The 18509-nt window shown below is 67.4% G+C and carries 23 protein-coding genes and 3 tRNA genes; 12 read left to right on the forward strand and 14 right to left on the reverse strand.

Features of this window, described 5'->3' with window-relative positions; translation table 11 throughout:
* The first annotated feature begins 19 nt into the window (after positions 1-19).
* The 9 genes from QP939_RS10705 (at position 20) to QP939_RS10745 (ending at position 5979) form a co-directional block, all read left to right on the forward strand.
* The gene (locus QP939_RS10705) at positions 20-1129 is read left to right on the forward strand and encodes a hypothetical protein (protein WP_285456514.1); all 1110 of its coding nucleotides are present in this window, start codon (positions 20-22) and stop codon (positions 1127-1129) included.
* Entirely contained in the window at positions 1129-1875 is a 747-nt protein-coding gene (locus QP939_RS10710; RefSeq protein WP_285456515.1) for a hypothetical protein, read from the forward strand. Before QP939_RS10705 ends, QP939_RS10710 begins: the two co-directional genes overlap by 1 nt.
* A gap of 71 nt (positions 1876-1946) precedes the next feature.
* Entirely contained in the window at positions 1947-2333 is a 387-nt protein-coding gene (locus QP939_RS10715) for a hypothetical protein (RefSeq protein ID WP_285456516.1), read from the forward strand.
* Between the two features lie 4 nt (positions 2334-2337).
* Complete coding sequence (locus QP939_RS10720; RefSeq protein ID WP_285456518.1) at positions 2338-3351, forward strand: glycoside hydrolase family 25 protein; 1014 nt, start codon at positions 2338-2340, stop codon at positions 3349-3351.
* A 2-nt stretch (positions 3352-3353) separates the two neighbouring features.
* Positions 3354-3662 (forward strand): hypothetical protein, encoded by a 309-nt coding sequence (locus tag QP939_RS10725; RefSeq protein WP_285456519.1) that lies wholly within the window; start codon positions 3354-3356, stop codon positions 3660-3662.
* 3 nt (positions 3663-3665) lie between these two features.
* Positions 3666-4016: a hypothetical protein gene (locus QP939_RS10730; RefSeq protein WP_285456521.1), complete on the forward strand. Its 351-nt coding sequence runs from the start codon at positions 3666-3668 to the stop codon at positions 4014-4016.
* Positions 4003-4305, forward strand: a complete 303-nt coding sequence (locus QP939_RS10735) for a hypothetical protein (RefSeq protein ID WP_285456523.1) — start codon at positions 4003-4005, stop codon at positions 4303-4305. The genes QP939_RS10730 and QP939_RS10735 overlap by 14 nt, the downstream gene beginning before the upstream one ends.
* Before the next feature lie 13 nt (positions 4306-4318).
* Positions 4319-5362 carry a hypothetical protein gene (locus tag QP939_RS10740; protein WP_285456524.1) on the forward strand — a complete coding sequence of 348 codons (1044 nt, stop codon included), beginning with the start codon at positions 4319-4321 and terminating at the stop codon, positions 5360-5362.
* Positions 5362-5979, forward strand: coding sequence for a hypothetical protein (locus QP939_RS10745; protein WP_285456525.1), 618 nt, complete (start codon positions 5362-5364; stop codon positions 5977-5979). Before QP939_RS10740 ends, QP939_RS10745 begins: the two co-directional genes overlap by 1 nt.
* An 8-nt stretch (positions 5980-5987) precedes the next feature.
* Here the strand turns inward: QP939_RS10745 and QP939_RS10750 are convergent, their stop codons facing one another.
* From QP939_RS10750 to QP939_RS10765, 4 genes are all read right to left on the reverse strand, one after another.
* Complete coding sequence (locus QP939_RS10750; protein WP_285456526.1) at positions 5988-6449, reverse strand: NUDIX hydrolase; 462 nt, start codon at positions 6447-6449, stop codon at positions 5988-5990.
* 71 nt (positions 6450-6520) lie between these two features.
* Positions 6521-7162: a dTMP kinase gene (gene tmk, locus QP939_RS10755; RefSeq protein WP_285456527.1), complete on the reverse strand. Its 642-nt coding sequence runs from the start codon at positions 7160-7162 to the stop codon at positions 6521-6523.
* Positions 7159-8619: a B12-binding domain-containing radical SAM protein gene (locus QP939_RS10760; protein WP_285456528.1), complete on the reverse strand. Its 1461-nt coding sequence runs from the start codon at positions 8617-8619 to the stop codon at positions 7159-7161. The genes tmk and QP939_RS10760 overlap by 4 nt, the downstream gene beginning before the upstream one ends.
* Positions 8597-9346 carry a DNA glycosylase family protein gene (locus QP939_RS10765; protein ID WP_285456529.1) on the reverse strand — a complete coding sequence of 250 codons (750 nt, stop codon included), beginning with the start codon at positions 9344-9346 and terminating at the stop codon, positions 8597-8599. The genes QP939_RS10760 and QP939_RS10765 overlap by 23 nt, the downstream gene beginning before the upstream one ends.
* Positions 9347-9486: 140 nt before the next feature.
* Here QP939_RS10765 and QP939_RS10770 point away from each other — a divergent pair, with 140 nt between their 5' ends.
* Positions 9487-9888 (forward strand): hypothetical protein, encoded by a 402-nt coding sequence (locus tag QP939_RS10770; protein ID WP_285456530.1) that lies wholly within the window; start codon positions 9487-9489, stop codon positions 9886-9888.
* A gap of 28 nt (positions 9889-9916) precedes the next feature.
* Here the strand turns inward: QP939_RS10770 and QP939_RS10775 are convergent, their stop codons facing one another.
* Together QP939_RS10775 and QP939_RS10780 are read right to left on the reverse strand one after the other, a co-directional pair.
* Entirely contained in the window at positions 9917-10285 is a 369-nt protein-coding gene (locus QP939_RS10775; protein ID WP_285456531.1) for a hypothetical protein, read from the reverse strand.
* On the reverse strand, positions 10272-10886 hold the full coding sequence (locus QP939_RS10780) for a hypothetical protein (protein ID WP_285456532.1): 615 nt from the start codon (positions 10884-10886) through the stop codon (positions 10272-10274). Before QP939_RS10780 ends, QP939_RS10775 begins: the two co-directional genes overlap by 14 nt.
* A gap of 231 nt (positions 10887-11117) precedes the next feature.
* Here QP939_RS10780 and QP939_RS10785 point away from each other — a divergent pair, with 231 nt between their 5' ends.
* Positions 11118-12569, forward strand: a complete 1452-nt coding sequence (locus QP939_RS10785; RefSeq protein ID WP_285456533.1) for an NsdA family TPR-like regulatory protein — start codon at positions 11118-11120, stop codon at positions 12567-12569.
* A 3-nt stretch (positions 12570-12572) separates the two neighbouring features.
* On the opposite strand, the gene QP939_RS10790 is transcribed toward QP939_RS10785, so the two are convergent.
* From QP939_RS10790 to QP939_RS10825, 8 genes are all read right to left on the reverse strand, one after another.
* Positions 12573-13124, reverse strand: a complete 552-nt coding sequence (locus tag QP939_RS10790) for an NUDIX hydrolase (protein WP_285459708.1) — start codon at positions 13122-13124, stop codon at positions 12573-12575.
* A 123-nt stretch (positions 13125-13247) separates the two neighbouring features.
* Positions 13248-13853, reverse strand: coding sequence for a hypothetical protein (locus QP939_RS10795; protein ID WP_285456534.1), 606 nt, complete (start codon positions 13851-13853; stop codon positions 13248-13250).
* A 731-nt stretch (positions 13854-14584) separates the two neighbouring features.
* Entirely contained in the window at positions 14585-15502 is a 918-nt protein-coding gene (locus tag QP939_RS10800) for a tyrosine-type recombinase/integrase (protein WP_285456536.1), read from the reverse strand.
* Between the two features lie 91 nt (positions 15503-15593).
* Positions 15594-15667 (reverse strand) — tRNA-Phe (locus QP939_RS10805).
* 31 nt (positions 15668-15698) lie between these two features.
* Positions 15699-15772 (reverse strand) — tRNA-Asp (locus tag QP939_RS10810).
* Positions 15773-15794: 22 nt separating this feature from the next.
* Positions 15795-15867: transfer RNA gene (locus tag QP939_RS10815), tRNA-Glu, on the reverse strand.
* A gap of 99 nt (positions 15868-15966) precedes the next feature.
* Positions 15967-16755 (reverse strand): SCO6745 family protein, encoded by a 789-nt coding sequence (locus QP939_RS10820; RefSeq protein WP_285456538.1) that lies wholly within the window; start codon positions 16753-16755, stop codon positions 15967-15969.
* Between the two features lie 160 nt (positions 16756-16915).
* Positions 16916-17170 carry a hypothetical protein gene (locus QP939_RS10825; RefSeq protein ID WP_285456539.1) on the reverse strand — a complete coding sequence of 85 codons (255 nt, stop codon included), beginning with the start codon at positions 17168-17170 and terminating at the stop codon, positions 16916-16918.
* An 823-nt stretch (positions 17171-17993) separates the two neighbouring features.
* Between QP939_RS10825 and QP939_RS10830 the strand changes: the two genes are divergently transcribed.
* Entirely contained in the window at positions 17994-18428 is a 435-nt protein-coding gene (locus QP939_RS10830; RefSeq protein WP_285456540.1) for a hypothetical protein, read from the forward strand.
* Positions 18429-18509: the final 81 nt, after the last annotated feature.

The following is an 18509-nucleotide window of genomic DNA, read 5'->3' on the forward strand; positions in this document are numbered from 1 at the left end:
GCTGCCTACCTACGCCTACTTGGTCGCCGACCTGCGCAGCGGCCGCGTGCTCGACGAACTGCCGCTCACCGGCGTCAAGTACAACAAACCGTTGAACGACTCCGGGAAGTTCTCCGGTACCTGGGATCTGACCCGGCATCCTTCGAGCACGCGCCGCGACCCGTACGAGCTGACCATGCCGGCCCGCCGCGCGCTCTACGTGATGCGCGACGACCGGCCCATGTGGGGCGGACTGATCTGGACCCGCAAGTACGACAGCGGCTCGCACAAGGTCGAGGTGGCCGGCGCGGACTGGTGGAGCTATTTCGATCACCGCAAGGTGCTCCCGATCCTGCCGGCCGCGCCGCTCCCGCTGGACCACGTCGCCGGCTTGAAGATGGCAGCGAACGACGTCGAGCAAAACGACATCGCCCGCGCGCTGGTGCAGCTCGCGCAGACGCACGCCGGCGGCGATATCGGCATCGAGTTCGACGACTCGCAATCGTTCATCTACCGCGACCGCACTTACACCGGACACGAGTTGACCTCGGTCGGCGAAGCTCTGCGGCAACTCGCCGCAGTGATCAACGGCCCCGACATCATGTTCGGCGTCGCACCCGGAACCGGCGGCCGCATCCGCCGACTCATGCGCGTAGGCACGCCCCGGCTCGGCCAGGCCGGGACCGCGCACGTGTGGGAGACCGGCGGCAACATCGTCAACTACACGTGGCCCTCGGACGCAACTCGCATGGCAACCCGCACCTTCGCCAGCGGCGACGGCATGGCCGAGGGAACCCCGATCGCCGTCGCCGAGGACGTCGACAAGTACACGCAGCATTGGCCGTTGCTCGAGTCCGAACAGGGCTACACCAGCGTTTCCGACGCCGACACGCTGCAAGGCCACGCCGACGCCGACCAGCTCGTCGCCCGGCTGCCCGTCGCCCTGCCCACGCTCACCGTCCGCGGGAACACCGCGCCCTACGTGGGGGAGTGGGACACCGGCGACGACGTCCGGGTCGTCATCCGCGACGAGTTCATCCGCCGCGGCCTGGACACCCCCATGCGGATTGTCGACGCGCAGTACGCGCCGAGCGAAGCCGCCGAAACAGTCACCATCACCATGAGCCCGCTCATCGAGGACGCCGCCTAATGCAGGTCAACCAGCCTTCCAACATCATCGACCGCGTCATCGCCCTGGAACGCGAACTAGCCGCCGTCCGTAAAAAGGTCGGCCTGTCCTCGGCCATCATCACCCGCGGTGGTTTGACCCTCGCCGACGACAGCTACATCAGAATGACCGACTCCGACGGCGTCGGAATCCTCTACATTGGCCCGGATTCCGAAGGCAAGCAACGGTTTGTGCTCCGCCGTGAAGGCGGCGCAACCCTCATGTTCACTGCGGGCGCGGCGCAGTGGGGCCGCGACTACTGGGCGATGACCGACTCGTCGGGCCGCATCATCGTCTCCGACAGCGCCGAGACCGGCGTCGGCCTCGCGCGCCCCTGGCTGCCCGTCGTGCTCTACCCGCAGTTCATTCCACACACCTTCTCGAACGACCCCGGCATCGGCGAAGTGGGCTACTGGAGCATTTCCACCCAACAGCTCACCGGTGAAACCACGCTATGGGAAGGCCGCGCGACGGTCTCGCACGCATGGATGAGCATCGATGGCATCTGGGGTTGGGCGGTGAACCAGCCGAACACCACCTATCGACTCAAGCTCGACGGCACCGAAGTCGGTGCGTGGAACGTCAACGCCGGCGCCGTCGTCGCCCGGCAAGGCCGCTACAGCGTCGCCGAGTTCGTCGGCCGCGATTGGGTCCAAGTCGAGGTGACCGCCTCGGCCACCGGCACCGGCGTCCTGGCCTGTCAAGTGCTCGGCTGCTACTTCCTCTGACCCGTCCCACTCCGTCGGCCGCGACCCGCGGCCATGTCTTCATACCCTGACACAGCAAGGAAACCGCCCCCGTGAATCTCGCCGACCTGACGGCGCTCGACATCGCCGGGACGGCGGGTGTCGCTGTGGCCGCTTATCTGATCATCCGTCGCATTTGGACTGCGGCCCGCAACGCCGGCCGCGGTCTGCGGCGGCTCGTGCACTTCGCCGACGACTGGTTCGGCGAGCCCGAACGCGACGGCGTCCCTGCACGCCCCGGCGTCATGGAACGCATATCCGCCATCGAAACCGACGGCGCTGCCACTCGCGATGACGTCCGCGACCTGGTCGAGCGCGTCGACCGCGTCGAGCACGAACTACGCCCCAACTCCGGCGCGAGCCTGCGCGACGCAATCGACCGCGTCGAGAACGCCGTCGCCGACACCCCGAACACCAAGCCAGCAAACGAAAAGAGGTGATCCGATGCTCTGGGGCATCGACATCAGCCGCCACCAGGGCGGCTCTTTCGACCTCGCGCGCGCCGCCCGTGAGGGCATCGCCTACGCGATTTTCAAGGCCACTGAGGGCAACACGTGGCGCGACCCGCAGTTCGACCGCAATCTCGCCGCCGGCCGTGACGCCGGCCTGATCGTGGCCGCCTACCACTTCGTACGTAGCGATTCCTCGGCCGCGGCGCAGCTCGCCAACATCGCCCGCGTGGTCCCGAAAGACGTCCCGCTGATTCTCGACGTCGAATCCATCAAGCAGAACGGCAAGGTAGTCAGCGCGCCGTCTCTGGCGCTGGTGCGTGAGCTGTACGGCAAGGTGCTCGCCGCCGGCTACCGCTCGCCCCTGATCTACCTTCCCCGCTGGTACTGGCAGACCTGGGGCGCGCCCGCGCTCGACGGGCTGCCTCCGCTGTGGAGTTCCCGTTACCTGGACTACAACGGCGGCACCCCGGCCCAGATTTACCAGCGCATCCCGGGCCGTTTCTGGCTCGGCTACGGCGGATTGTCCGCGCCGCTGCTCCAGTTCACCAGCTCGGCCACCGTCGCCGGACACGCACCAGTCGACGCGAACGCCTTCGACGGCACTCGCGAACAGTTCGCCGCCTTGCTCGGTTCCCCGTCCCATTCAGAGAAAGAGGTCGATATGCCTGCCATCCCTGTGTCCCTGCCCCACTCGGCCGACTGGAACTACGTTGCGCTCCCGTTCGAGAGCAACGCCAACTCGACCGTGGTCGGCGACGCCTGGTTCACGCTCTTTGCCGCATGGGGTGAAGTCGAGTACGAAGTCGTCACCATCGGCAGCGGGCTCAAGCTCGTGGGTCTGACCGGCACCGCGCCGACGGGCGGCCGGCTCGCCGACCGGCAGCGCAACTACTGGCAGGTGCCCAGCGGCATCGAGGGCATTGCGCTTCGGTACCGCTCGCGCGATGCCGCCGGCAACGTCACCAACGGTCGCCTTGGCTACTCGTTCCCGCAGAAGGCGAAGTGACCATGACCGAACCCACCCCGCAGCACCAGCTCGGCGAGCGGCTCGCCACGTGGCTGCGCTCGGACCGCGTCACGTCGTGGGTGCGCACCGTCGTTCCCGGGCTCTGGTCTGCCGGCGTCGCGTACCTGGTCGCGCTCGGTCTGCCCGCGTGGCTGCTCGAGCCGGCGAACGGGCTCGGCCAGACGGCCGCCGTGCCGATCGTGCTCGGCGCCGTCTACGCCGGTTTGCGCTGGCTCGAGCCGCGAGTGCCGAACTGGCTCGCGCGGTTCCTGCTCGGCTCGACCCGTCCACCCACCTACCCGCAGGAGTAACCCGTGCCCACCCTGCACGACGACGTCGTGATCGAGAAGGGCGCCGAGTGGGGTCGAGCGTGGCCGGTCACCTCGGGTGGCCGGCCGCTCGACCTTTCCGGGTGGACGGTGCGCGCGCAGGTCCGAGAGCGGATCGACGCCGGCGACGTGCTGCACGAGTGGTCGACCGCGGCCGGCAACGCCAGCACTGCGGACTCGCGGGTCACACTCACGGTGACCGCGGCTACCTCGCGCGCTTGGTCGTGGCTCGCCGGCGTCTTCGACGTGCTGCTCATCGATCCCACCGGCCGTGTCGCCCGGATCGTCGAGGGCACGGTGCGCATGTCTCGGGGGGTGACCCGTGACAGCCCTTGAGCCCGAAGCCGGCCCACCGGTCGCGCTCGACTGGCTCGCCATCGGCGCCCCCGTCGACACCGCACCGCCCGGCGAGCCGGGCAACGTCCTCGAGTTCGGCCATCGCCACGAGCAGACCATCGCCGCCGCGGTCTGGAACATCTTCCATCCGCTCTCGTTCATCCCCGCCGGCGTGCACGTCATCGAGTCCACCGGCGAGCCGCTGCTCGGCGTGGTCACCTACCCGGCCGCCGGACACGTCCGCATCGAGTTTTCCGCGCCGTGCTCCGGCGTGGCCTACCTGAGCTAGGAGCGTCCCGACCATGGCCGACTTGAAGTTCGGCACCCACACCGACCATGGGCTCAACGAAGCCCGCAACCTGGTCGCGCACAAGGTCGCCAGCCTGCCCGCCGGCGCCGAGGCGCAGGTCATCTACCACAACGGCCGGTTGAAGATCCGCGACGCCGCCGGCAACTGGATCGACCCGACTGCCCGCGCCAACCACACCGGCAACCAGCCGGCCTCGACCGTGTCCGACCTACGCGCGACCGTCACCGGCTACCGGCTCGACGAGTTCGCCGCACCGACCGCGCCCGTCAATGCCGGCGCCCAGCGCATCACCAACGCCGCCCCGGGCTCGGCCGCCGGCGACCTCGCCACGTACGGGCAACTCCAAGACGCCGTAGCCGCCGCGGCCGCCGGCGTCTCGTTCAAAGCCGCCGTGCGCCTGGCCACCACCGGACCGATCACCCGCACCGGGCTCGCCGCCGTCGACGGCATCACCCCCAACGCCGACGACCGGGTGCTCGTCAAGGCGCAGGCCGACCCCATCGAGAACGGCATCTACCTCGCCAAGGCGGGCGCGTGGGCGCGCACCACAGACGCCGACAGCCCCGGAGACCTACGCGGTGGCGCCGTCGTCGCCGTCGAGGAAGGCGCCACCAACGGCGACCGGCTCTACCTGCTCACTACCAACGGCAGCATCTCGCCCGGAGTGACCGGGCAGACGTGGGCCGTCTACGGCACCGGGTCGGACGGCTTCACCCTCGCCGGCGCCGGCCTGCTCGCCGTCGGCGCGGACACGATTGCCGTCGGCGCCGGCCCCGGCATCGTCGTCACCGCGGATGCCGTCGCCATCGACACCGCCGTCGTCGCCCGCAAGGTCATCGCCGACGTCACCCCGACCGCGGCCGGTCCCATCACCATCCGGCACGGGCTCGGAAATCAGTTCGTCGACGTCTCGGTCTACGACATCAGCACCACCACGCCGGCGCTCGTGCTCACCGGCGTGGACCTCACCGACGCCGACAACGTCGCGCTGTCGTTCGGCGGCGCCGGTACCTACCGCGTGGTGGTGGTCGGGTAGTGGCCGGCGCACTCGAGTACCGGGGACCGGCCCCGGTCGACGGGGTCGACGTCGCCACCATGGGGCAGTTTCCTACCGCCGAAGCGCAGGCGACCGACACCACGCTCTACGGCGACCAGGTCTCGACGCTTCGGCGCGCCGATGCCATCTGGGGCGAGACCCTCTCGCCCGGTTACCTGACCGTGTGGGCGACCATCGCGTCGCGCTCGCTCGCCGCGACATTGGCGAAGTTCTGCGTCTACGCCGTGCACACCGGGCTCACCGGGTTTGACTTCGGCGTCTACGTCGGCCCGAACGTGTCCAGCCTCGACCGGAAAGTCACTGTGTCCGGGCTGAGCTGGATAGCCACCGCCGGCATGAAGCCGGTCAACCTCGGCACGGTCGCCGTCAACCGCGGCGACGCCGTCGCGTTCGCCGGACTCACCACCGGCAGCGGCACCGCGCCGAGACTCGCCTCGACCACGCCGACCACCGGCGCCGGCGCGTCCGCGCTGCTCAACGAAACCCCGTACAGCGTGTACCGGTCCGGGCAGGTCGCGCCGTTGCCGCTCTCGCTCAACCTGAACGATGCCGTGTGGACCAGGGCAAATCAGAAGTTCTGGGGCTCGCTGCGCTGAGCAGCCGATCAGGCGAGCACAGGCCGCGGCTGGTCGGCCCAGCCGAGCAAGCCGAACGAATCGCCGTTGCGGTAGGCGCGGATGCCGGCGAGCGGGTACGGGATCACTTCGTCAGGCAGGTTGTCGAGCGGGAACCACTCGACGGCCGAACACTTGTCGGGCTCGCGGTTGTGCGGCTCCCCGGACCATCGGCGAGCCTCGAAGAACACGCCGAGCCGCGGCACTGGTCCGGAGTTCGCGACGTGCACCGTGTGCACGTGGCGCAGGTCCGCCGGGTCGACGAGCACGCCGACCTCTTCGGCTGCTTCGCGCGCTGCGGCGGCCGGCAGCGATTCGCCGGCGTCGAGCTTGCCCGACGGCAAGTGCCACATGCCACCGCCGTAGTCGCCTCGGCGCCGGATGAGTAGCAGCTCGTCACCACGGACGAGCAAGACGTGCACGTCAATGATGGTGTGTTGGCCGTCGGGCATCCGGCGAGATCCTCACGAGGTAGCGGTGTCGAACCTGCGAGCCCGCCCGCGCCGGCGGGCTCGCAGGCAGGCTACGCCGTCGCTGCCTCGGCGGCCGGACCCTCTACCAAGTCGGCGATTCGGTCGGTGAGGTACGTCGCGACGTCAACCGGCGAAGCCTCCCCGGTGTCGACGGCAACGACCGGGTACCGCCACTGCGCGAGCCGCTTAGCAGCGTCTTCGTACAGCGCGCTCTCGCGCTTGCTGCTTTCCTCGCCTGCGTGGAATCGGTCGTGAGCACCACGAGCGGCGACCCGTGCCGCAGTCACGGCCGGCGGCGCCTGCAAGATGACGGCGAGGTCGGGTCGGTCGGCGGCCGCGTTGATCGCCTCCACGAATATGAGCGGGACGCCGTCCATGCGTTGCAGCACGTAGGACGAGGCGACGTAGCGGTCGCACACGACGATGTGCCCCTCTTGCACACGGGGGCGCACCTCGGTCTCGAGGTGGTGATATCGGTCGGCAGCGACCAGGCACGCGAGCGTGTGCCCGCGGTAGGTGTCGGTACCGTGCCGGGCTGTGTTGCCGAGAACACCGTGCGACGGTTCGGTCGTGGCGTGCACCTTGTACCCGCGCTTGCCGAGGTACTCGCGCACCAGTTGGGTTGTCGTGGTTTTGCCGACGCCGGCCGGTCCGTCGAGGGTGACGAACGCCCCGCGGTGAGTGGTGGTCACGCCGCCGCCTTCCGGTCGTACTGCGCACGGGAGAGCGTGACGAGGTTGCGGCGGATGTAGTCGATGGGCGCCTCGCTCAACTGGATGTTGACGGAGAAATTGAACTCGTCGCGCTCGCGCATCGACTCGTCGATGCCGTCGGAGGTGAGGTCAACGGCGCTGTAGTTGAGCAGTTGCTCGGGCGCGTACTTCCCGGACTTCATCAACTCGCCCCAGTCGGGCGTACCTGGGTATGGGCGGTACTCGAACGCCGAGGCGCGGAACCGGCCCGGCTGGTTGTCGGTGAGGTCCCACAGGTCGTGAACCAGCCGCACCGTGTCGTCGATCTCGGTCCGCGTCTCGGTCGGAAACCCGAGGATGAAATAGCCCTTGACGTTGATTCCGCGCATGGTGAGCCGCTCCACCACCGAGCGCGCCATGTCCGGAGTGATGCGCTTGTCGATCCGCTCGAGCATCCGCGCGTTGCCGGACTCGACACCGAGCGCGACCTCACGCAGCCCGTTCACAGCGAGGGTGTCGAGCATGTCGTCACTCATGCGGTTCAACACGTTGATTCGGCCCGTTGCGTCCCACTTCGCCCAGTCGCCGACGTGGTCCGCGGTGAAGGCGTTCATCATCGTCTTGATGATGCGCGCGGCGCCGAGGAACAGGTCGTCGACGAACCGGAACGCGTTCACGCCGGTTCCGCGAAGGTCGTACATCTCGTTGAGGATGTTGTGCGGCTCGCGGGTGCGGATGGTGATATCCGGGTTCGCCGAGACCGCGGCGCCACAGAACGAGCAGTCGTAGGGACAGCCGCGGGCGCCGACCATGTTCGCCTCAAGGCGTCCGTTGTCCCGGTGCGGGTCTTGCGTGAGGTAGCCGCGGTCGACGAACGGCAACGCATTGATGTCCGGCACCAGGTGATGCCCGTTCTTCCCGATTCCGCCGGTGACCGGCTCGCGCATGATCGGGTCGAGCCACATCACCCCGGGCAGTTCGGTCCGCCGCTTGTGGTCGTCTAGCAAGGCAGCGACTCGCGTCTCACCTTCGCCGATCACCAGGGCTTCGCACTGGCTCATCCGCTGGTCGAGCAGGATCTCGGTCGGCATGGCTTTCGCCTGGTGCCCGCCGAGCATGAGCATGATGTCGCGGTCGAGCCGCTCGGCAATCCGGGCGCTGATCTCGTACGTCGGGGCTAGCAGGTTGAACCCGACCCACCGCGGCGCGGCCGCGTTCACCAGGCGGGCAGTCTGCTCGATGCCGAGCCCGTGCGCCTCGGCGTCGAGCACGCCGACGTTGAACCCCTGTGCGGCCGCGTAAGTGGCGATGTAGGCCATGCCGAGCACCGGCAACGTGAAGTCGTTCACCCGCGGGCGCTCGTCGTAGTCGCGCAATGGCGCGTTGACGAACAGGATGTCGATCTCGCGGCGGAGGTCGGCGCCGGCGATCAGGTCAGAGGGCAACTCCGGTTGCATGTCGAACTCCCCAAGCGAGGGTGAGCAGCGTCCACTCGGACAACTGCCCGCCGGCCATCGCTTGCCACACCCGCCCGAACTCAGGTTCGGGTTTCGGCCAGTCGACCGAAGGGGCGAGCTTGCCCGCCCAGGTGCGCACGGCGAGGTCGGCGAAGGGATAGAGGCTGTAGTCGTTGGTGACGTCGGCGACTGTGGCGCCGGCCGTCCAAGGGCCGATCCGGCGAACGCTCTGCACCGCGGCGACGAGCTGCTCGCCCGTCATGCCTGCCCAGTCGTCGGCCGCCTTGAGGCTCGCCTCGGCGGCCGAGCGCAAGCCGCCGCGGAAGAACTTCATCCGCAGCACGTCGAACTCGGTGTCGGACAGGGCGAGCACAGTCTCGGGCGAGGGGAACAACCACGCCGGGCCGGCCGCGGTGTCGTACCGCTCGCCGTAGGTTTCGCAGAACCGGCGGTAGTTCTCGCGTGCGGTCGCGGCCTTGATCACTTGGCGGGTGACCGCAGTACCGAGCGCTTCCCATACGTCCGAGGTTCGCACGCGCGCGACGGGACCATCGGCCCGCAGCGGCTCGCACACGACCGCGTCGCCCGCCAACGTTCGCGGGTCGACGGTGTCGACGACCGGCGCGACGTCCGTGTCACCGGCGAGCCGGACAAGGTCGACCAGGTGCCCGCCAGCGGGGACCGGCGTGCAGATCACCGACCACACCGAGCCGGCCGACCGGAGCACGCGCCGAGCGCGCCCATCGTCGCCACGCAGCCATCCGGGGTGGTCAAGCATCATGTTCGGTTGCCGCACGTTCGGCCCTTCTCGCGTTGGTTCCCGGCATTCTCGCGCGGGCGGCGCTCGCTCGACTTGACGATGCGTGCGTGTCACGCGACCAACTCGAGTTGGCCGCTGACGCTTTCGTATTCGTCGTCCGTGTCGGCCCACGCGAAGGCCGCAAATTCTATTGTCTGGTCGACCAGGTGCCGACCCGACGTACGCCAGTACTCCTCGAGGTACGGCCTCGCGCCAATGAAGTCGGATGGGTAGTCGTCATCTACGCTCAACCCGACACCGTAATCGTCGACTATTTCCGGCCCAACCGGAGCAAGAACCACTTCGCCCAACTCAGGACTTTCAATCGGACATACCTGATCCTCACGCAGAACACCGAGGGCGTGCCGACCGGAACTCGAGGCAAAAGCGAAGCATCGCAGGAACAACACGGCACAAACCGCGAGCGCAACAACGAATACGGCGCCGACGATCGTAACGGAAGACATTGAACACCCCACAGTCAGAGAACGACGAACGCTATGCGTGAACTTCGGTTCGAGCGCCAGGCGGGAGCCAAAGTGTGCCCGGCGTGGGGATCACAAGCTTTGGCGCCTTCGGGTTGGCCGGGTGCGGAAGATGAAAGATCAACTCGTCGACAACCTCGACGACCGAACCGTCGGTGTACCAGACGTAGTCTTTGCGTTCGAGCAAGTCGACGCCATCCACGAGACGGCGCCTACACGCCGTCGCGTCGTCTTCGGCTCTGACTATCACCTCGTCCATAAAGGGCTCTTCCCACCCTCGCGAGAACAACATCATTTCGGGCTGCCCGGGAGAACCCGCGAGCTGAATAGCACGGAATTTGCGGGAGACCAGTTCCTTGAGCGCGTCTTCACTCGTCCACATGATCTTCTCCTTTAAGTGCGACCACGTACACGCCGGCCGACAGGTTGAGCGCCTGCCACGCGATACGATGCAGCTTGACCGCCGGAAGCCCCACGAGGATCGCGCTAACCGTCAATGTTGCGAACAGAAAGAAAGGCGAATAGTCACCAAAGAGAGCAACCACGGAACCCGCAAAAAACAACATGCCAAGCGTGAACAGCTTGCCGAAGCTTGTCGCCCAACGGTAAGCGATGCGGAATGGTCGACTCTCTTCGGTGAGTTCGCGCCACACGATCACGCGATTACGTTCGGGAATAGACGCCGCCGCTCGAGCGAAGACCTCGCCAGTGTTGGCAACCTTCCGGCGTGCGGTCGCAGCGTTGGAACGTGGCGGATGCGAGAGGCCGGGGGGCACACTCCCCGCACCCGCCACGAATTCGAGGGGATCGCCGGACATGCCTTCCGGCTTTCGGCCGTTGCGTGGCTTCGTCGACTGCTGCTCGTCAAGGAAGCGAGCACGGTCTCGGCGGACGTGGCGCAGGTACGGAACCAAGGCAGCGACCACCGCAGCACCGGCAACAGCACCGATCACCGCGCGCACGGCAACCTCGCCGGCGCTCATGAGCGAAACCCGACAGTCGGGCTCGTCACCCGCTGCGACGTGGCGTTGTTACCGTGAGCTACCTCGTACATGCACTGAGCGTCCGCCGTAGACGGTCCGCAGAAAACGACAACGGCGCATGAGATCCGGCAGGTACAGCGCCTTAACGCCGGATTCCATACATGCCCCGCATGGAATCTGTGACATAGCGTGCCGAGTCACATACACTGCGCGTTGGACGATGAACGAGGGGTGACCACGGTGCGGAGAGCAGCGCGAACGTGTGAAGCGTGCAGCGCACGACTGGCTCGCGACCGCGTAAGCGACTACTGCGGCTCCTGCACTCGTCGGCTGATCTCCCATGTAGCGCAGCCCCAGCCTGAACCGTTCTGGGAAGCCGACAGCATCCGCACCGCGCTCAAGGCGCGTCACTTCGGCTGGTTCTTCGCGGCCTACCGTCAAGAACACAAGCCCCACGTCTCACAGGCCGCGCTCGGCCTGTGGCTCGGCCTCACGCAAGCGCAGGTGAGCCGCCTCGAGGCACCCGACGCCAGGCGTCCGAGCGATCTCGAGAAGCTCGAGCGTTGGGCAACGGCTCTGCACGTGCCGCGCTCGCTGCTCTGGTTCAGCGTTTCCCATACGCCCGAAGAATCGGCCGAGCCGACAGTCGCGGTTAGCCTCGATGACGTGCAACGGCGACAGTTCTTCAAGACCGCAAGCGTAGGCATCACAGCAATTGGCGCGTCCCTGCTCGGCTCGCCCCCGGCGGCCGCGGCTGGATCGGCAAAGCCCAGAAGCACCGACGCCGAGATCGTCCGACACATGACGGAGACGTTCCGCCAGCTCGACAACCGATTCGGTGGCGGACACAGTCGCGGAACGACCACGATCACCAGCTACTTGACCTCGAGCGTGACGCCGATGCTGAACGACACCAGCAGAACGACAGCCGCTCGAAACGAGCTGTTCGCCGCAGCCGCTGAGCTACACCAGGTCGCAGGGTGGAGTGCTTACGACGTCGGTAACGCAGCGGACGGGCAACGGCACTTGCGCGACGCGTTGAAGCTGTCGCAGGACGCCGGCGACGATGCGCTCGAGGCCGAGATGCTCGCCGCCATGTCGCACCACGCGGCGTTCAACCGGTCCCGCGACGTCGCGGTCGACATGGCGCTCGCGTCCAGGCGAACGGCGAAGCGTTCCGGCCTGGTCGCGCTGCAAGCCGAGGCGGCTGTGTTGGAGGCTCACGGCCAGGCGCTCAAGGGCAACACCGGGGCGTGCTTCGCGGCGCTCGGTGAGGCCGAACGGGCTTTCGAGCGGTTCGTGCCTGGCTCCGGGCCGGCTTGGCTGAGCTACTTCGACAACGCCTACTTGTCGGCCAAGTTCGCGCACACCTTCCGCGACCTCGGTCACCTCGCGGAAGCTGAGCAGTTCGCCCGTCGGTCGCTCACCATGAGCGACGGGTACGACCGCGGCCGGTTGTTCAACACCGCACTTCTCTCGTCGATCCTGGCTGACCAAGGCCGCGTTGAGGAAGCGTGCGCCGAGGCAGCGAAGGCAGTGCGGATGAGCGAGAACGTTCGGTCGATCAGGGGCGGCGCCTACCTCGCCGACGTTGGCCGGCGCCTTGCTCCCCACCGGACCGACGGCCGAGTGCGCTCCGTCTACGCGCAGATGAGCGCCGTTGGCGTTCCCACGCCGGCGTAGGGCTCAGCGGTAGAAGGCGAGGATGTGCAGTAGCGCGACCTGCGATGCTGCACCGACAATCTCGCCCTTCAATATCCGGTCCCGGACCGTGTCGAGAGGAATCCACGCGACCCGCTCGGCCTCGTTGATATCCGCGGGCTCGCCGATGTACTCGGACCGTCGAGCCACGTACAGCCGGTTCTCGGCGTCCGCACTGCCGATGATGGGTTGCAGCGAACCGAGCGGCTCGACGTCGAGCGGACGCCAGCCGGTCTCTTCCTCGACCTCGCGCGCGGCAGTCACCGCAGGGTCTTCGTCCGGGTTGACGTAACCGCCGGGCAGCTCCCACACCCACCGGTCGATGATGAAGCGGTGCCGCCACAGCATGAGCACGCGGTCTTGATCGTCGAGGACGGCCATCATCGCGGCCGGGCGGATGCGGAACACCCATTGCTCGAACTTCACGCCGTCGGGCAGTTCAACCGAGGCGATGCTTACGCGGTCGCGACGCGTGTCGTCGACGAGTCGCTCGCCGTGGATCTTCCAGCGCGTCAGCTCTTGCCCGTTGGGTTCCATAGCCACGTAGGCAGATGCTACGGCGCTTCAAAACTGGAAGGCGCGTGGTGCACACAGATCACGCGGGGGCCGCTTGCGCGACGCTGGCTGTGATGGAGCACAGCCCCATCACAGCCAGCCCCTTTACGCTGCCGCGTCCCAGAGGGTCAGGAACGAAGACGCTTCGCTCCGAACCCACCGTCCGATGCGGAGGCGGTCGCGTTCGGAGAGGTGGTACTCCTTCGACCGCCGGACATCGATGACCATCGGCTTGGCGCCAGGAGCGAGGTCGTCCATGACCTCGTTCATGAGCCAGAGAGCCGCGTTGGCACCGTCCTGGTTGAGCGGCTCGGCCTTGAGGTAGAGCCAAACCACGTACACCTGACCGCCGCGCTTGATGGCCAGGTGAGGGCTGATGCCGATCTCGAAGGCGCCATATCCCCACCGACTGCGACCGACGTCGACAAGTTCAGGACGTCGGCGACCGAGGTAGGCGAGCCATCCCTCGGAAACGGCGGCGAAGTGCGCCCGCGACTTGATGTTGGCCTGGTCTACCAAGGACGCCATAGCCGTCTCATCGGCGTCCTTCGCCCGGCCAGCACGAATCGCGTTGACCGCCCGAAGGTAGAAGTCGAACGCGCCCTTCTCGGGGTTCTCGTAGAGCCGACGCGCGTTCTGAGCGAACGTAGCCCGCTTCGGACCCGATCTGGTGGTGAAGCCGACGAAAGTCGGCAGAGTTACGTAGGCCATCGGGCCCACCTTCCCGGTTCGAGCTACCCGCCTAATGCAGGCAGCACTGTGACCGGGGCCACACTTAGGGTTGATGAGCCTGTGTTCGTTACACAGACCGCGTTAGGGTGAAGTGCCAGCAACACCCGAGGCCCTAGGGGTTGGCCCTTTTCCAGGTCAGCTACCCCTGGGGTCTTTTGGGATTCTAGAACATGAGTGCGACGGCAGTCTCCCGCGCACACACCCCTCGCCAGTCCACATGTCGACTCTTGCCGTGCTCTAGCGCCCGCATGACCCTCTGACCAGCGGATTCACTCCACAGCGGTAACTATCCACACGAACGGGTCAGTTATCCACATGTGTACCCACAGCAATGCCCGCGTGTCATCCACAGGCCGTCGGCGCAGCTCTGGCGCCAGATGCCGCCGTCGTCGAACTTGCGCGGCCCTAATCCTTTGGCAAGGAGGGCCGGCGACGAGCTTGTGCGCTTCGGTAGGCCATCGCTGTGTAGTGCGCTTTTCGCGCCGACTCGGCGCGCTGCCGACGCTCGTCGGGCGGCAAGGTTCCGTCCGGGTCGACCTGTCGCTCGAATCGGTCGTGCGACGCCTTGCGTGCCGCTTCCGTCCTGGCCGCTCGGTTCGCCGTATTTGCCCATGACGCGTGTGCGGCGAGCTTGGCTCGTAGGGTGCGCTGCGCTGGTGTCATCTTCGATCCGCTCATGATCACCAGCACAGCGCACCCCGTGTCACCTACTAGAACCGATCACCAAGCCGCAGTTTCCGGGCCGACGCGTGGGCGCGCTCGACTGCTGCGCTCTTGCCGTACCGCTTCGGCATCTGCGGCGAAGTCCAGCCCATCACGAGCATGAGGTCGCTCTCGGAACCGCCGTTGGCCTGCCAGTGGTGCGAGGCAGCGTGTCGGCCGAGGTGTGCGTGCAGGTGCCGACCCATCTCCGCCTCGACACCGACCTCGCGACCGCGCCGACGAAGCATCTGCCCGATGCCATTCGGCGTCATCGGGCCGCGGTTCTTGATGCCGAGCCAAACCCGCTCGTGCTCAGACAGCTTGTGCGACTTCCTCGCACGGAGATAACGCGACAACGCCGTGCCCGTGTTCGGGCTGAACGGCACCACGCGCTCTTTGCTGCCCTTGCCCACGACCCGGACGGCGTCGACGTTGAAGTCGATGTCGTCAAGCGTGAGATTCGCGATCTCCGACAAGCGAGCACCGGTGTCGAAGAAGATCCGGATGAGGGCCGTGTCGCGGCGCGACTGGAAGTCCTTGCCCTTGCACGATTCCAATACGCGCTTGAGCATGTCGTCCGGCACGATCGGCACCGGCTTCTCGGGCACGTATGGCGGCTTCATGTTCACCATCGGGCTCGTCTCGATCTCGTCCTCGATGATCAAGAACTTGAACCACTGCTGTAGGGCTCGGTAGTTGGTGTTCGCGTTGCCGGGAGACGTCCTCTCGATGAGGTGAGCAACGAAGTCGCGGACCTCATGAGTGCCGGCCTCGTCGGGCGCGATGTCGTCCTCGCGGTTGACCCAGAGACCGAAGTCGCGGGCCGCGGTGGTGTAGATGCCGATGGTCCGATCGGACTTGTTCTCGGCCTTGAGCGCCCTCTCCCAGTCCTTGATCAGGGACGCCCAGTCGTGGGGTAACTGCATACTCAGATCCTCCAAGCGGAGTGTCACTGAGCACTGTGCAAACGAAGAAACCCCCGACCGGCGGATATTTCCGCAGGTCAGGGGTGAAAAGTGGCCAGGGCCGGGGTCGAACCGGCGACCTTCCGCTTTTCAGGCGGACGCTCGTACCAACTGAGCTACCTGGCCGGGAACGCCGGCAAGGAGCCGAACGATCTTGCGACCCTGACGGGACTCGAACCCGCGACCTTCGCCGTGACAGGGCGACGCGCTAACCAACTGCGCCACAGGGCCTTGCATCTACTACAGTACTGCGTACTCCCAACGGGATTCGAACCCGCGTTGCCGCCTTGAAAGGGCGGAGTCCTAGGCCGCTGGACGATGGGAGCCCGGCCGGTTTCGGGTGACCGACCGACCGCGCTCTCAGGTCCCCCCGGGAGCGATTACAAGCATAGGGCACGCCGCCACCGCTTTGCACAGGGGGTTCCTTAAGCCCCGCGCGACGTCTCCACCTGCGCAAACAGCTCGGCCAGGCGGTGTTCGAGCTCGACGCGCTCCAAGTCCGCCAACTCGGACGCCAGCAGCTCGTCGACCCGGTCGTCGGTCAGGGCCTCCGCGCGGTGCCACCGCTCGCGCAAGTCCGGCTTGCGCGCGGCCGCCGCGACGAGCTCGTCCGCCGCCTCCTCCGGCCACGCCGTACGCAGCAACCGTGCGCGGCCGCCCTCCGGGTCCACGATCACCGCCTCGGGCACCGACAGGCCCACCGTCCGCAATGCCGCGAAGTGCAGGCCGCCGCGCAGCTCCCGGAACACCATCAACGCGAACCCGAGCCGCTCGACGTCTCCCTCGGGACGCGAGGCGTCCTTCCAGCCGGCGAACAGCGCCAGCCCGCTGGCGTCCGCGGCGTCGACCACGCGGAAGAGCAGGTCCGCCAGGCGGCCAGGCTCCGGTACGGCCGAAAGGTGGACACGGGACCAGCGAGCCGATGACTCCGCGTAGGCCCGGACGGCGGCGGGCGCGTCGAGGGCGGCCGTCGCGGGCGGCAGGACGAAGTCGAACAGCCAGTGCGGGAAGATCCCGAACAGCTCCGCGGCCACCTTCGGCGGGACGTCCCCGAGCACGGCCGAGCGCCCCCGCACGTACAGCGAGCGCGGCGGCAGCCCCACCTCGGCCTCGACCTCCGCCAGCTCCGGCGAGGTCATGAACCGCCCGCCCAGCACCTGCACCACCGGCCGGATCCGGTTGGCCAGTCCGGCCGCGCCCTCGATCGTCGTCATGCCCGTCCCCTTTCGACCCGCCAACCGTAACACTGTTACGAAACGAGCGTCAAGGAAGGCGCCAAGCCCTGCCAATTACTTGCCGGAAACGGCGACAACCTGCACAAACATCACCGGACAGGTCCGGCGGCACCCACCGGACCCCCCAGCCCCCACACGCTCACCGCTGGACCGGCGCCTGCCCGTCCTCATCCAGGTTCAGACCCAGCATCTCCAGCAACTGGACACAGTCCTCGACCCCCAGCGCACCATGCGCCACCGCCAGCCGAGCCCGCCGGACCTGATCGTCCGACACCCGCTGCGCATCGGCCGCACCGCTCCGCTGCGCCGGCAACCCCCCGGCGAACTGAGCACTCCCCCCATCGGCACCTTCGTACCGAAGGAGGAACTGCCGCACTTCAACAGACCCGCTCATAGCCCCTCCACACGGCTCACAACAACTTGGCCGCGAGGCTAACCAGCAGCGGCCGCCACACACAGCCCCCCGGAGAGTGAACCTGAGGCCACGCTCCGCTCAACGCAGCGCAATCGGCAACCTCGGAGAACGACACCACCCGAACGAACGTCACCCCCGCGCAAAGTGACACCCCACGAGGAAATTTCCCGCTCTCCACTCGCCCAGCCCGGAAACTCGTGCAACAATCGAAGTGCTGACACACCCCCGGTCAGCGCCTGTGGAGATCCCCTCCGACCCCCGCGTTCCTCCCCCTGGCGCGGGGGTCCTCCATTTCTCGGGGCTCCTCGGGCTTCGCCCTGCGGTGCCCCGATTCATTTCGGCGTATTGCCCGGGGGCCGAGCCCCCGGACCCCCACGGTGCCGTCCGCTCGGCTTCCAGCGTGGTCCCGTCCCCTCGGTGCCCGTTCCAGCGTTACCCCCGCCTTCGGGCGCTGCGCGCCCTTGGCTCTCCGGCGCCGTCGCTGTCTCCCAGCGCGCCCCGGCCCCCAGTGCCGCCCCTGCGCCACCCAATCTCCGGCGGCGACCCCCAAGTCGACCCCAGCCCTCCGGTGCCGCCTTCCACTCCACCCAGGCGCGGTCCGGTCTTCGCCGCCGCACCCGGCGCTCCCAGCTCGAGCGCTGCGCCTCCGGCGTGATCGACTCGTTGCGTTAGTGGGGCATTGCAGTGCGTCTCGATAGGACTGCTCCTTGTGGGTGGGGGTTGCTCTGAATGGGGAACTTTCTCTGCGTGTTGTGGCTCACAGTGGTTTGTGCTGCGAGACCTAACCGTTATCGTGGCCCTCGTGCCTCTTCCCTCCCTTGGCCGCCTCAGCAGCCGGACGAACCTCAAAGCCGCGTCCTCCGGACGTCATCGTGGTGCCGCGAAGCCTGCGGACGATGGCGTTGTCGAGGACAAGGAACTCACCTCCTACCTCGCCGCCCTCGCGCCCGATGCCGACAACGAGAGCACTGGCTCCGGCAAGCGCTTCGGCGAGGCCCAGGTCATCCAGCTGCGGATGAGCCTCATCGCCAACCAGCAGCTCAAGGACATCGCCGCCGAGCGGGAGATCTCGCCCCAGGCCCTCGCCCAGGAATGGATCCTCGAGCGGCTCAACTGGGAAGGCCAGGCCTCGTCGCTGCAGGACCAGCGGCAGCAGGCCGGCGACCTCGGCGACCTCACCGACGAGTTCCACTTCCCCGCCGACGCCTTCGACGCGCCGGCCCTCGGGCGCCGCTGACCCGAACCAGCTGACCCGAACCACGAGAAAGGGCCCCCGGCGAGTGATCGCCGGGGGCCCTTCGCTCAGGCCTTAAGACAC

This window comes from Amycolatopsis nalaikhensis (genome assembly GCF_030264295.1).
Classification (GTDB): domain Bacteria; phylum Actinomycetota; class Actinomycetes; order Mycobacteriales; family Pseudonocardiaceae; genus Amycolatopsis; species Amycolatopsis nalaikhensis.

Excerpts from the sequence above, each read along its gene's own strand:
- QP939_RS10790 (WP_285459708.1), bottom strand. The coding sequence starts at position 13,124 with ATGGAACCCAACGGGCAAGAGCTGACGCGCTGGAAGATCCACGGCGAG.
- QP939_RS10820 (WP_285456538.1), bottom strand. The coding sequence starts at position 16,755 with ATGACGACGATCGAGGGCGCGGCCGGACTGGCCAACCGGATCCGGCCG.
- QP939_RS10825 (WP_285456539.1), bottom strand. The coding sequence starts at position 17,170 with ATGAGCGGGTCTGTTGAAGTGCGGCAGTTCCTCCTTCGGTACGAAGGT.
- QP939_RS10725 (WP_285456519.1), top strand. The coding sequence starts at position 3,354 with ATGACCGAACCCACCCCGCAGCACCAGCTCGGCGAGCGGCTCGCCACG.
- QP939_RS10740 (WP_285456524.1), top strand. The coding sequence starts at position 4,319 with ATGGCCGACTTGAAGTTCGGCACCCACACCGACCATGGGCTCAACGAA.
- QP939_RS10780 (WP_285456532.1), bottom strand. The coding sequence starts at position 10,886 with ATGAGCGCCGGCGAGGTTGCCGTGCGCGCGGTGATCGGTGCTGTTGCC.
- QP939_RS10750 (WP_285456526.1), bottom strand. The coding sequence starts at position 6,449 with ATGCCCGACGGCCAACACACCATCATTGACGTGCACGTCTTGCTCGTC.
- QP939_RS10720 (WP_285456518.1), top strand. The coding sequence starts at position 2,338 with ATGCTCTGGGGCATCGACATCAGCCGCCACCAGGGCGGCTCTTTCGAC.
- QP939_RS10800 (WP_285456536.1), bottom strand. The coding sequence starts at position 15,502 with ATGCAGTTACCCCACGACTGGGCGTCCCTGATCAAGGACTGGGAGAGG.
- QP939_RS10795 (WP_285456534.1), bottom strand. The coding sequence starts at position 13,853 with ATGGCCTACGTAACTCTGCCGACTTTCGTCGGCTTCACCACCAGATCG.
- QP939_RS10775 (WP_285456531.1), bottom strand. The coding sequence starts at position 10,285 with ATGTGGACGAGTGAAGACGCGCTCAAGGAACTGGTCTCCCGCAAATTC.
- QP939_RS10710 (WP_285456515.1), top strand. The coding sequence starts at position 1,129 with ATGCAGGTCAACCAGCCTTCCAACATCATCGACCGCGTCATCGCCCTG.
- QP939_RS10760 (WP_285456528.1), bottom strand. The coding sequence starts at position 8,619 with ATGCAACCGGAGTTGCCCTCTGACCTGATCGCCGGCGCCGACCTCCGC.